Annotated in this window: 14 protein-coding genes; 8 read left to right on the forward strand and 6 right to left on the reverse strand. The window is 45.3% G+C overall.

Annotation, left to right across the window (positions count from 1 at the left end; translation table 11 throughout):
* Nucleotides 1-7 precede the first annotated feature (7 nt).
* The 6 genes from hisC to hisIE all read left to right on the forward strand — a co-directional run bounded on the left by hisC (nucleotide 8) and on the right by hisIE (nucleotide 4,971).
* Nucleotides 8-1,048 (forward strand): histidinol-phosphate transaminase, encoded by a 1,041-nt coding sequence (hisC, locus tag J4N44_RS06230; protein ID WP_017188198.1) that lies wholly within the window; start codon nucleotides 8-10, stop codon nucleotides 1,046-1,048.
* A 71-nt stretch (nucleotides 1,049-1,119) separates the two neighbouring features.
* Nucleotides 1,120-2,193, forward strand: a complete 1,074-nt coding sequence (hisB, locus tag J4N44_RS06235) for a bifunctional histidinol-phosphatase/imidazoleglycerol-phosphate dehydratase HisB (RefSeq protein WP_252044972.1) — start codon at nucleotides 1,120-1,122, stop codon at nucleotides 2,191-2,193.
* A 26-nt stretch (nucleotides 2,194-2,219) separates the two neighbouring features.
* Nucleotides 2,220-2,834 (forward strand): imidazole glycerol phosphate synthase subunit HisH, encoded by a 615-nt coding sequence (gene hisH / locus J4N44_RS06240; RefSeq protein WP_017819522.1) that lies wholly within the window; start codon nucleotides 2,220-2,222, stop codon nucleotides 2,832-2,834.
* A gap of 12 nt (nucleotides 2,835-2,846) precedes the next feature.
* Complete coding sequence (gene hisA / locus J4N44_RS06245) at nucleotides 2,847-3,584, forward strand: 1-(5-phosphoribosyl)-5-[(5-phosphoribosylamino)methylideneamino]imidazole-4-carboxamide isomerase (RefSeq protein ID WP_009698177.1); 738 nt, start codon at nucleotides 2,847-2,849, stop codon at nucleotides 3,582-3,584.
* Nucleotides 3,566-4,339 carry an imidazole glycerol phosphate synthase subunit HisF gene (gene hisF, locus J4N44_RS06250; RefSeq protein WP_029789477.1) on the forward strand — a complete coding sequence of 258 codons (774 nt, stop codon included), beginning with the start codon at nucleotides 3,566-3,568 and terminating at the stop codon, nucleotides 4,337-4,339. The genes hisA and hisF overlap by 19 nt, the downstream gene beginning before the upstream one ends.
* Nucleotides 4,336-4,971: a bifunctional phosphoribosyl-AMP cyclohydrolase/phosphoribosyl-ATP diphosphatase HisIE gene (hisIE, locus tag J4N44_RS06255; RefSeq protein WP_005450749.1), complete on the forward strand. Its 636-nt coding sequence runs from the start codon at nucleotides 4,336-4,338 to the stop codon at nucleotides 4,969-4,971. The genes hisF and hisIE overlap by 4 nt, the downstream gene beginning before the upstream one ends.
* A gap of 280 nt (nucleotides 4,972-5,251) precedes the next feature.
* Here the strand turns inward: hisIE and J4N44_RS06260 are convergent, their stop codons facing one another.
* The 4 genes from J4N44_RS06260 to J4N44_RS06275 all read right to left on the reverse strand — a co-directional run bounded on the left by J4N44_RS06260 (nucleotide 5,252) and on the right by J4N44_RS06275 (nucleotide 8,508).
* Nucleotides 5,252-5,764: a YchJ family protein gene (locus tag J4N44_RS06260; RefSeq protein ID WP_252044973.1), complete on the reverse strand. Its 513-nt coding sequence runs from the start codon at nucleotides 5,762-5,764 to the stop codon at nucleotides 5,252-5,254.
* A gap of 137 nt (nucleotides 5,765-5,901) precedes the next feature.
* A complete protein-coding gene (locus J4N44_RS06265) occupies nucleotides 5,902-7,116 on the reverse strand; it encodes an EAL and HDOD domain-containing protein (protein ID WP_009698175.1) in 1,215 nt (404 codons plus the stop codon).
* A gap of 99 nt (nucleotides 7,117-7,215) precedes the next feature.
* Complete coding sequence (gene lpxH, locus J4N44_RS06270) at nucleotides 7,216-7,953, reverse strand: UDP-2,3-diacylglucosamine diphosphatase (protein ID WP_026000110.1); 738 nt, start codon at nucleotides 7,951-7,953, stop codon at nucleotides 7,216-7,218.
* Between the two features lie 60 nt (nucleotides 7,954-8,013).
* Nucleotides 8,014-8,508, reverse strand: a complete 495-nt coding sequence (locus J4N44_RS06275; protein ID WP_005437228.1) for a peptidylprolyl isomerase — start codon at nucleotides 8,506-8,508, stop codon at nucleotides 8,014-8,016.
* Nucleotides 8,509-8,712: 204 nt separating this feature from the next.
* On the opposite strand from J4N44_RS06275, the gene cysS reads away from it, so the two are divergent.
* Together cysS and J4N44_RS06285 are read left to right on the forward strand one after the other, a co-directional pair.
* Entirely contained in the window at nucleotides 8,713-10,095 is a 1,383-nt protein-coding gene (cysS, locus tag J4N44_RS06280) for a cysteine--tRNA ligase (protein WP_005437232.1), read from the forward strand.
* An 84-nt stretch (nucleotides 10,096-10,179) separates the two neighbouring features.
* Nucleotides 10,180-10,758, forward strand: a complete 579-nt coding sequence (locus J4N44_RS06285; protein ID WP_005450744.1) for a thymidine kinase — start codon at nucleotides 10,180-10,182, stop codon at nucleotides 10,756-10,758.
* A gap of 85 nt (nucleotides 10,759-10,843) precedes the next feature.
* Here the strand turns inward: J4N44_RS06285 and J4N44_RS06290 are convergent, their stop codons facing one another.
* A complete protein-coding gene (locus tag J4N44_RS06290; protein ID WP_053051021.1) occupies nucleotides 10,844-11,482 on the reverse strand; it encodes a YdcF family protein in 639 nt (212 codons plus the stop codon).
* Entirely contained in the window at nucleotides 11,479-12,306 is an 828-nt protein-coding gene (locus J4N44_RS06295) for an NAD(P)H-binding protein (RefSeq protein ID WP_053051022.1), read from the reverse strand. Before J4N44_RS06295 ends, J4N44_RS06290 begins: the two co-directional genes overlap by 4 nt.
* Between the last annotated feature and the right edge of the window lie 29 nt (nucleotides 12,307-12,335).

The following is a 12,335-nucleotide window of genomic DNA, read 5'->3' on the forward strand; positions in this document are numbered from 1 at the left end:
TATTGAGATGGAAAAGCTAGCGCGTAAACAAGTCCAAAAACTTACCCCTTATTTATCGGCTCGCCGAATTGGCGGTACTGGTGACGTATGGCTAAATGCCAACGAATCACCATTTAACAATGAATACAAAACAGACTTTGCTCGTCTTAATCGTTACAGCGAATGCCAACCGAAAGAACTGATTTCCGCTTACGCGGCGTATGCGGGTGTGAAACCAGAACAAACGCTGACTTCTCGCGGTGCAGATGAAGGCATTGAGCTACTGATTCGTGCTTTCTGTGAGCCGGGTGAAGATGCGATTCTTTACTGTCCACCGACTTACGGTATGTACGCTATCAGTGCCGAAACCATCGGTGTTGAGCGCAAAACCGTACCACTGACGTCAGATTGGCAACTAGACCTTGCAGGCATCGAAGCCAATCTGGATAACGTGAAACTGGTTTTCGTATGTTCGCCAAACAACCCAACAGGTAACTTGGTTAAGCGTGAAGACATTGTGTCTCTGCTTGAGATGACAAAAGACCGAGCAATCGTTGTAATGGATGAAGCGTACATTGATTTTTGTCCAGAAGCGTCAACGGTAGATTTGCTGGCGCAATATCCGAACCTAGCAATTCTGCGTACTCTGTCGAAAGCTTTCGCGCTTGCTGGTCTGCGTTGTGGATTTACGCTTGCGAACGAAGAGTTGATTAATGTACTTCTTAAAGTTATCGCACCATATCCAGTACCAGTTCCAGTGGCAGAAATTGCTACTCAAGCGCTGTCTGAAGCAGGTCTAGCGCGAGCGAAGTTTCAAGTTCTCGACCTGAATGCAAACCGAGCTTACTTACAAGTTGGTTTGTCAATGATTCCGGGATTGGAAGTCTTTGAAGGATGGGGGAATTACCTATTGGTGAAGTTCCCAGATGGTGATGATCTTTTCAAAGCCGCTTGGGATACGGGCATTATTTTACGTAACTCACCAATCGAGAACTGTGTACGTATCAGTGTGGGTAACCGCGACGAGTGCGAAAAAACACTCGGATTTATCAGAAACTACTACTCATAAGTAGAAAAAGTATTTATCGCTCTCGCTCAATAGCGGGAGCGCCAAAAAGATATAGCAATAAGGAAGTTCGAGTGAGCAAACAACAAAAAATCCTTTTTATAGACCGTGATGGTACCTTAATTGTTGAGCCGCCGGTTGATTTTCAAGTAGACCGTTTAGATAAGCTAAAACTAGAGCCATTTGTTATCCCAAGCCTGTTGTCGTTGCAGGATGCCGGATACCGCCTAGTGATGGTAACGAACCAAGATGGTCTAGGTACCGACAGCTACCCACAAGCAGACTTTGATGCTCCACACAACATGATGATGGAGATCTTTGAGTCTCAAGGTGTGAAGTTTGACGACGTGCTGATTTGTCCTCACTTTGATGAAGATAACTGCTCTTGCCGTAAGCCTAAATTGGGCTTGATAAAAGAGTATCTACAAGGTGGCAAAGTTGATTTTCAAAACTCTGTTGTGATTGGTGATCGTCAAACCGATCTTCAACTTGCAGAAAACATGGCAATTCGTGGTATTCAATACAACCCAGAAACCTTGGGTTGGAAACAGATCCTGAAAGATCTGACGGTGAAAGCTCGTGTTGCTGAAGTGATTCGTACCACGAAAGAAACGGACATCAAAGTTGCGGTTAACCTTGATGAGCAAGGCGGTAATGACATCTCAACGGGTCTTGGTTTCTTCGACCACATGTTGGATCAAATTGCGACGCACGGTGGATTCCAAATGGTGTGCAAAGTGGAAGGAGACCTTCACATCGATGATCACCACACAGTAGAAGATACCGCTCTTGCCTTGGGTCAGGCGTTGAAAGAAGCGCTGGGTGACAAGCGTGGTATTGGTCGCTTTGGTTTCAGCCTGCCAATGGATGAGTGTTTAGCACAATGTGCGCTAGACCTATCAGGTCGTCCCTACCTTAAGTTCGACGCGCAGTTTAGCCGTGAGCAAGTGGGTGATCTTTCAACAGAGATGGTGGTTCACTTCTTCCGTTCTCTGACTGACACTCTAGCGTGTACGCTGCACCTGTCTTCTGCGGGCAATAATGACCACCACATCATTGAAAGCTTGTTTAAAGCGTTTGGTCGTACTTTACGTCAAGCAATCAAAGTAGAAGGCACTGAGCTACCAAGTAGTAAAGGCGTGCTTTAAGGCTCACGTTAGCAAGGAGAAAAACAGTGACAGAACAGAAAGTTGTCATTATCGATACTGGCTGTGCCAACGTTTCTTCGGTGAAGTTTGCCATTGAACGCCTAGGTTATGACGTAACTATTTCAAAAGATCCACAAGTTGTATTGGCAGCTGACAAGTTATTTCTACCGGGAGTGGGGACTGCCAGTGAAGCGATGAAGAACCTAGAAGAGCGCGATCTTATCAGCTTGGTAAAACAGGTAGAAAAGCCATTGCTAGGTATCTGTTTAGGCATGCAACTATTGGGCAAAGTGTCTCAAGAGAAAGGGCAGAAAGCAGATGAGTTGGTTGAGTGTCTTGGACTTTGTGATGGCGAAGTGAAGTTGCTACAAACCGGCGATTTACCGCTGCCGCATATGGGGTGGAACACAGTGTCTGCAAAAGCAGGTAACCCATTGTTCAAAGGCATTGAAGAAGGTGAGTACTTCTACTTTGTACACAGCTTTGCAATGCCTGTCGGGGAGTACACGATTGCTGAGTGTGAATACGGCAACCCGTTCACAGCAGCAGTACAAAGCGGTAACTACTACGGTGTGCAATTCCACCCTGAGCGTTCTTCAAAAGCGGGCGCGAAGCTTATTCAAAACTTCTTAGAATTATAAAAGGGATTTAGTGTGATTATTCCAGCTCTTGATTTAATTGAAGGACAGGTGGTTCGCCTTTATCAAGGTGATTACGGTCAAGTTACCGAGTACAAAGTCGACCCAGCAGAGCAGTTTAATTTGTACCACCAAGCAGGTGCTAACTGGCTACACTTAGTGGATTTAACTGGCGCGAAAGACACGACAGCACGTCAACTTGATTTGATTGCAAAGCTATTAGCAAGTACGCCAGCGAACATCCAAATTGGTGGTGGAGTGCGTACAGAGCAGGACGTGATTGATCTGTTAGAAGCCGGTGCGCAGCGCGTTGTCGTTGGTTCTACAGCGGTAAAACAGCCAGAGCTTGTGAAAGGTTGGATGGAAAAATACGGTGCAGAGAAAATCGTTCTCGCGCTAGACATCAACATCGATCAAGACGGCACGCGTAAGGTAGCGATCTCTGGTTGGCAAGAAGATTCAGGCGTGACTATCGAAGCTTTGGTCAACGATTATCTGACGGTAGGTCTACAGCATGTGCTTTGCACGGACATTTCTCGTGACGGTACGCTAGAAGGTTCAAACGTTGAGCTTTACGTCGACTTATGTAAACAGTACCCGCAAGTGCAGTTCCAATCTTCAGGTGGCATCGGTTCATTAGCGGATATCGAAGCACTAAAAGGCAGCGGTGTTGCTGGCGTGATTGTTGGTCGTGCATTGTTAGATGGTAAGTTCACAGCAGAGGAGGCGTTTGCATGTTGGCAAAGCGAATAATTCCATGTCTTGATGTTCGTGATGGACAAGTGGTGAAGGGCGTCCAGTTTCGCAACCACGAAATTATTGGTGACATCGTTCCTCTGGCGCAGCGTTATGCTGAAGAAGGCGCTGACGAGCTTGTGTTCTACGATATTACCGCTTCAAGTGATGGTCGTGTCGTCGATAAAAGTTGGGTCGCTCGCGTCGCAGAAGTGATTGATATCCCGTTCTGTGTGGCTGGTGGTATTAAATCAGCAGAAGACGCGGCGCGCATTCTTGAGTTTGGTGCAGATAAGGTATCGATTAACTCTCCTGCTTTGGCAAACCCTCAGTTGATTACTGACCTTGCTGATAAGTTTGGTGTGCAATGTATCGTCGTTGGTATCGATTCATACTACGACAAAGAGACGGGCAAGTATCAGGTTTACCAGTTTACTGGTGATGAAGAACGCACCAAAGCGACCCAATGGGAAACGCGTGATTGGGTACGAGAAGTACAAAAACGCGGCGCTGGTGAAATCGTACTGAACATGATGAACCAAGACGGCGTGCGTAACGGCTACGATATTGAACAACTTAATATGGTGCGTGAAGTGTGTAACGTGCCATTGATTGCATCGGGTGGTGCAGGTGCCATGGAGCATTTCGCAGAAGCCTACCAAAAAGCAAATGTGGATGGTGCGCTTGCCGCATCGGTATTCCACAAGCAAGTCATCAATATTGGTGAACTAAAGCAGTATTTGAAACAACAAGGCATTGAGGTACGACTATGAGTGTGAAAGCCGCCGAAGTAAGTTCGCTAGCTGAGCGAATCAACTGGGAAAAGGTGGATGGTCTGGTACCTGCCATCGTACAAGATTTCCAATCAAGCCAAGTGCTGATGATGGGTTACATGAACCAAGATGCGTTGGCAAAAACGGGCGAAACAGGTCAAGTGACGTTTTTCTCTCGTACCAAGCAACGTCTTTGGACGAAAGGTGAAACCTCTGGCAACGTATTGCAATTGGTGAACATTCAGCTCGATTGCGACAACGATACGCTACTGGTGAAAGTGAATCCCATTGGTCCTACGTGTCACTTGGGTAACACAACTTGCTGGGATGTGGACCCTCAAGAGGAGTCACAAATGGTGTGGCTTCATCAACTTGAGCAGCTATTGGCTGCCCGCAAGAGTGCCGACCCAGATTCCTCTTATACTGCCAGTCTTTATGCCCGTGGCACCAAGCGTATTTCGCAAAAAGTGGGCGAAGAAGGCGTTGAAGTCGCGCTTGCGGCGACGTCGGGCGATAAGGCGGAGTTAGTGTGTGAATCAGCAGACTTGATTTACCACTTGCTGGTATTGCTTCAAGACCAAGGTCTATCGATGAATGACGTGGTGAATAAACTGAAAGAGCGTCATAAATAAGCCTGCTATAGATAAATGAAAGCCCCTATGACTCGGGAGTCTAGGGGCTTATTTAATTTAGTGTTCTTGGTTCGGGGTAAAACCCGGCAACAGTGCGAGTGGCGACTGGATTCTGAATCACGCTCGTCTCTCGCTGTTCAGAATGACGGTATATTTTCTAATGGTGCTTGCACTAGAGTTATCTACTTCAAACAGGTACATATATTCACTTCATTTCGACAAGCCTAAGCGATGTCAAGAATCCAATTAAATCGAGTTTAATAAGCTAGGTATGGATGCTTTACCCACAACACTTCTTAAATTTCTTACCACTTCCACAGATACAAGGGTCATTGCGACCTACTTTTAGGCTACTTACTGGCTGGCTTAAGCGTGGATCTTGTTCTAGTTCGTCTTCTGGCTCTTCAGGAAATGTGCCGTCAATGTAGTACCAAAGCCCGTCTTCTTTTACAAAGCGAGAACGCTCTGTCATGCAGTAGCGTTTGCCGTCTTCATTAAAGTACGCATTGAACTCAACAAAACCTTCATTCTTGTTGCTACTCGCTTCAGTTTTGACTACCTCAAGCTTGCACCAATCGCTATCGATGGACTGGGCAATGCCTTCACGTTGATCTTCTGCGTTACAGCTTGGGTGATATGTTTTTACCACGTAATCCACTAGACCCAACACATGTGCACTATAGCGAGAACGCATCAACTGCTCTGGAGTGATGACGTCAGCATGGTTATTGTGGGCGATTTCACAACACTGTGAGTAGGTGCGGTTAGACCCGCAAGGACAAGAAGAAGCCATAAAATGAAATCTCGATTAATAAAGCGGTAAAACAAACAACCTTATACACCCAACTTATTCTCGCTGAACGTAGCATCGCGAGGTTACTTGGGCATATCAGTGAGGCTGGAGGTATTCTTTTGGGGCATTATAGCGATTTAGGGCGTTTGAGACAGCAGTTCTTGGGCCCACGCAGTGGATTGACTGAACGCCTTCGCTAATTGTGGTTCATTCAGTTTGAGCGCGTTACAGTACTTTTCCGTCGTTTCCCAATCGGCTTTCTCGTAAGCAATGATCATTGAAAGTAGGTAGCCTAATACACCTTTTCGACTGGTGAGTGCTTGTTTGATTTCCTCATCGACTGGAATGTCGCTGATTACATCGGATAGTGGCTGATCGAGTAGTGAGTCCAGCAGTGAAAACATACCTGTCAGGAATGCTTGCCCCGGATCATACTTGGTTTTCATCTGGCTCAACAAAATCTCACACATACGTGCGCGTTGAATCGCTAACGAATAGAGAGAGTCAGGTTTATCCTCGTGCACTGAGGCAATCGCCACAAGAGAAATAAAGCGTCTTAAGCGCTCTTCACCAAGGTAAACCAGAGCTTGACGGAAAGACTTAATCTTAGTTGTGAGCGTGTAACCTGAGTTTACGTAAGTCAACAGCTTATAAGACAAAGTCACATCAATAGAAAACAGACGTTCTACCTCATTGAAATCGATAGGTTTATCTGCAATTTCTTTGCACAGTTGTATAACCGTCAAAAACGCTGGGTTGAGGCGTTTCTTCTGAATCATCTCTGGCTTACTGAAAAAGTATCCTTGGAAGTAGTTAAAACCAGCATCCATCGCTTGCTCAAACTCTTCATAGGTTTCGACTTTTTCTGCTAAGAAGTCGATACCAAAATGTCCGAGAGAACGAATATAGATTGCAGCTTTGTCTATAGGCACCAAACGGATATCAAACTTAATGATAGCGACGTATGGTAAGAAGCGCTTCCAAGCCTTGGTCGGAACGAAGTCATCTAATGCGACACGATAACCAGATGCGTGCAGATGTTTTATCGCATGAAGTAGCTCATCTGTCGGTTCGCAATCTTCCAGCACCTCTACAACTAACGACTCATTAGGAAATAGAGTAGGAACTAGGTTGACTAAGCTTTGGTATGGAAAATTAACAAAGCCAAGTTTATCACCTAGTGTGCTGTAGTGAGTCGTCAAGAAGTGATCAGACAAAAGTCGGCTAGTCGCCATTTCTGGTTCTACTTCTGGAAAGGTGTTTTTCGGACCGTCACGAAAGAGAAGCTCGTACCCAATGGTACGCTTTTCTCTGTCTAGTATCGGTTGACGAGCTACGTATGAATACTTCAATGCGGTACTTTGTTCTGTTTAACTTAGTATTACGATGATAGCGATTTTTTGTAAAATTTCTATGCTTTACGCGTCAATCTTCTACACGCTCGACAAGCTTTACTTCAATTCTGTGTCAAACGGTCGTGTTTGTAAGTCAAAACCGTCAGAATTTACTTGTAAAACTGAGCCTTGGGTATACCAATCACCTAAAACGATGCGGGTGTTTTTAGCACCATTAAGTTCAAAAAAATGTGTATTTGGACGATGTGTATGACCGTGAATCATCAAGTTGACGCAGTTTTGAGACATAACACGTTCAACTTCGCCTTGGTTTACATCCATGATATCGAGAGACTTGGTTTTTTTATCATCTCGAATGTCTGATTGAACCTTGGTGACAATTCTTTTCTTAACGAACCAAGGAATTCGATTAAACAACCATTGAAGCCATGGTTTATGAACGGTTTTACGAAACTCTTGGTATTTCACATCATCAATGCAAAGTGTATCGCCATGTAAGATAACGGCTTTTTGACCATAGAGGTCAATCGTACAAACGTCGTCGAGCAACGTCATACCGGTTTCTTTGCAAAAGCGTTTACCTAGGAGGAAGTCTCGGTTGCCTTGGATGAAGAAAACAGGGACACCAGAATCCGTCAGCGCTTTAAATTCAGCGCGGATCTGGTCTGCGAAAGGGGTGTTATCATCGTCACCAATCCAAAACTCGAACAAATCACCGAGCACATACAAAGTATCTGCATGGATCGCCTCTGTACGCATGAACGTAACAAAGCACTCCGTGATGTCCGGACGTGATGGGGTGAGATGAAGATCAGATATAAATAATGTCGTCATAGAAATAAGGGGAGGCGAAGCCTCCCCACAAACTTATCTCTTGGTGGCAATTTTAAAGAATTACTCTTCGATTGTAGTACCAGTGATCATTACATCTTCTAGAGGTACGTCTTGGTGCATGCCGTAAGAACCAGTGCTAACGCCTTTGATCTTGTTTACGATGTCCATGCCTTCGATTACTTCACCGAATACACAGTAACCCCAACCATCTAGGCTTTCGCTACGGAAATCTAGGAACGTGTTGTTGTTTACGTTGATGAAGAACTGAGAGCTTGCTGAATGCGGCTCCATAGTACGAGCCATAGCAAGTGTACCCACTTTGTTGCTAAGACCGTTGTTTGCTTCGTTTTTGATAGGTGCACGTGTAGCTTTTTCACGTAGACCAGACTCCATACCACCACCTTGGATCATGAAGCCGTCAATAACACGGTGGAAAAGAGTGTTGTCATAGAAACCGTCGCGGCAGTACTGAAGGAAGTTTGCGCTTGTCTCTGGCGCTTTCTCTTCGTTTAGTTGAATCTTGATGTCACCAAAATTAGTGTGAAGGGTGATCATGCTACTTTCCTTTACTGTGTTGTATTGAAACTGCGATTCTAGCCTAAGTTATTACGCTTTAAAAACTCAGGAAGAACAAATTCATAGTTTTGTGCTTGAAGTTTAGCCGATTATCGTTTTATCGGTTAATTGCTATTACCTAATAAGGTCTGAGTTGTTATACTCGGCGTTCTTGTTATTCATTCACAATCATAGATAGAGATCATGTTAAAGATATATAACACACTCACAAGACAGAAAGAGGAATTCAAACCAATTACAGCCGGCAAAGTTGGCATGTATGTCTGTGGAGTTACCATCTACGATCTCTGTCATATTGGTCACGGTCGTACTTTCGTTTCTTTTGATGTTGTTTCTCGTTACCTACGTTACCTTGGTTACGATCTAACGTTTGTACGCAACATCACTGATATCGACGACAAAATCATCAAACGCGCGGCAGAAAACGGCGAGTCTTGTGATTCACTCACTGAACGTTTGATCGGTGAAATGCACGCTGACTTTGATGCACTAAACATGAAACGTCCTGACGTTGAGCCTCGTGCGACTCAGTTCATTGCTGAAATCATCGAATTGGTTGAAAAGCTAATCGAGCGTGGTTTCGCTTACGTTGCAGACAATGGCGACGTAATGTTTGAAGTAGGTAAGTTCAACGAATACGGCAAGCTGTCTAAGCAAGACCTTGATCAGCTTCAAGCTGGTGCTCGTGTCGATATCGAAACAGCAAAACGTAGCCCGCTAGACTTCGTACTTTGGAAGATGTCTAAACCGGGAGAACCAACATGGGAATCACCATGGGGTCCAGGTCGTCCAGGTTGGCACATTGAGTGTTCTGCTATGAACTCGTCAATCCTAGGCAACCACTTCGACATTCATGGCGGCGGTTCTGATCTTCAGTTCCCACACCACGAGAACGAAATCGCGCAATCATGCTGTGCACACGACACTCAGTACGTGAACACATGGATGCACAGCGGCATGGTAATGGTAGACCGTGAGAAGATGTCTAAGTCTTTAGGTAACTTCTTCACTATCCGCGATGTTCTAGGTCACTACGATGCTGAGACCGTTCGTTACTTCCTAATGTCTGGTCACTACCGTAGCCAGCTAAACTACAGCGAAGATAACCTAAACCAAGCACGCGCGTCTCTTGAGCGTCTATACACATCTCTACGTGGTCTGGATCTAAATGCTGCGCCAGCGGGTGGTGAAGAATACGTAACTCGCTTTACAGCAGCGATGAACGATGACTTCAACACACCAGAAGCTTACTCAGTACTGTTTGACATGGCGCGTGAAGTAAACCGTCTGAAGACAGAAAACCTAGAGAAAGCGAGCGAGCTAGGTGCGCTAATGCGTGAACTGGCTGACGTGATCGGTATTCTTCACCAAGATCCAGAAGCATTCTTAAAAGGTGATGCAGGCGACGACGATGAAGTGGCTGAAATCGAAGCACTAATTAAGCTACGTAACGATTCTCGTGCAGCAAAAGATTGGGCTAACGCAGATATGGCTCGTGACAAGCTGACGGAAATGGGCATTGTTCTGGAAGATGGTCCAGAAGGCACAACGTGGCGACGTAAGTAATTGAATCTTTTAAAAGGGCTGATGATTCAGCCCTTTTCTTTACAAGCTTTTATAAATTCTAAACTTTAACGAAGGTAGTGCTCTGTGGCTCAGATGTATTTCTATTACTCGGCAATGAACGCGGGTAAATCGACAACTCTTCTTCAATCTTCATTTAACTACCAAGAACGTGGCATGACGCCTGTGATTTTCACAGCAGCGTTAGATGATCGCTACGGCGTAGGTAAGGTGAGCTCTCGTATTGGTTTGCAATCAGACGCGCATTTGTTCCGTCCAGATACCAACCTTTACCAAGAGATCGCGGCACTGCATGAAGTTGAAAAACGTCACTGTATCCTAATTGATGAGTGTCAGTTTTTGTCGAAAGAACAGGTTTACCAACTAACAGAAGTGGTTGATAAGCTGCATATTCCTGTACTCTGCTATGGTCTTCGTACCGATTTTCTAGGCGAACTTTTTGAAGGTAGCAAGTACCTGCTATCTTGGGCAGACAAGTTGGTGGAACTCAAAACGATTTGTCACTGTGGTCGTAAGGCAAACATGGTTATCCGTACTGATGAGCACGGTGTTGCAATCAAAGAAGGTGATCAAGTCGCAATCGGTGGTAACGATCGTTACGTATCCGTTTGTCGCCAGCATTATAAAGAAGCACTTGGTAAGTAAGCCAGTCTAGATAAGAGTTAGATAAGAAAAAGCCACCGAATTCGGTGGCTTTTTACTGTCTAGCTGTTGGTCCGTAAGTGAAGGATTACGCGAGACCAAACTCAAACTTTTCTCGAAGTGCTTGATAAGAAGACTCAACGTGGGCAGGAATCTCTTGTTTTGTTTGAAAGCCTTTCTCTGGGTAGGTTTTCACACGAGAAAAATCTTCCATGAGCGCTTCAAGCACCATCATTAGTGGCATTTCTTCGTTGATATATTCAAAGAAAGGGTGCGCTGTGGACGTGACTTGAAGCTGTGAATAAGGCGATTGCCACTGTTTTTCAAAGGTTGCAATGGCGCGTCTTTCCATAAATGGCTTTTGAACCAAAATCAGAGAGTCACAGCTAATCCCTTTTTCTTTCAATAACAGCTCAGTGAAGCGAACGTTCTCACCACTGTTACTCGACTTTGTTTCGAGCAATATTGCTTCGCTCGGTACACCTGCAAGCTTGGCGATATCTGCAAAAGTCTCAGCTTCACTTCTCTCAAATAAACCATCCGTAAAACGCCCTTCGCCACCAGAAAATACAATGAGTGGCGCAAATTCTTGATGGTAAAGCTTAGCGGCGTGTTCGGCTACGCGTAAGTCATTACTGCACATTACAAATAGGCAGTCAGCAGGCTTTAGCTTATGCTTGAGTTGCATGTACTCCCACAAGGTTTCAATGTGTTGATAGAGTTTCATAGTGCGTCCAGCGTTGAGGTGAATTGGAACTGGTAACCAAGCGAGATAAGTTTGTCTGCAAGGATTCGCTTATCGGCGGTTTCGGTGACTGGCGGAAGGGCAATGTCTAAATCACTTTGCGTAATGGCAGCTTGATAAAACTCAGCTTTGCTGACGGTATTTGGCGTGGTCGCATTAACTACCTCATTTTCAATTTGATTGAGCGCGAAAGCCGTTGCCGCAACAGCATCGTTTTGATGCACCATATTCGCTGGCGCTTTGCGACTGACCTGTTTTAATCGCAACGCAAAGCGAGACGGGTGTCGGTCGGCACCAATCAAACCACTACAGCGAACGATAGCGTAGTCAATACCGGAGTCCATCACGTATTGCTCGGCTTGCAGCATAATACGTGCATTATCAGAGAAATGCGGATTGTCTTGCGCTAAAGCGAATGTGGCGTCTTCCTCTCTCATATCGACGGGCAAATTTGGATAGACCGTCGTTGAACTGACCATCAAAAGCTTTTCCACACCACTTACTTTTGCGGCTTCAACTAATCGTTGCCATTGCTGTGCGTATTCTTGTCCGTTTCCTTTGCGAAAACCTGGAGGAAACGATCCGACAATGCGTTCTATTTGTTCTTGTTTGATCAGTTCGACAATTTTCTGTTGAGCTCTTGGCTCGCTAAGGTCAAGTTGAGCCGTTCGTACGGAAGTGATTGGAAGTTCATCTAGCCTAGATTGGCTACGACGGGTAACCGTAACATGGTGTCCTTGGTCAGCTAAAGTTTGTGCAAGTGGCGCTCCTAGCCAGCCTGCGCCTACGATCAATATATTTGCCATCTGTATGTTCCTACGGTATGCCCTGATGA

Source organism: Vibrio sp. SCSIO 43155, from assembly GCF_023716605.1.
Lineage (GTDB): Bacteria > Pseudomonadota > Gammaproteobacteria > Enterobacterales > Vibrionaceae > Vibrio > Vibrio harveyi.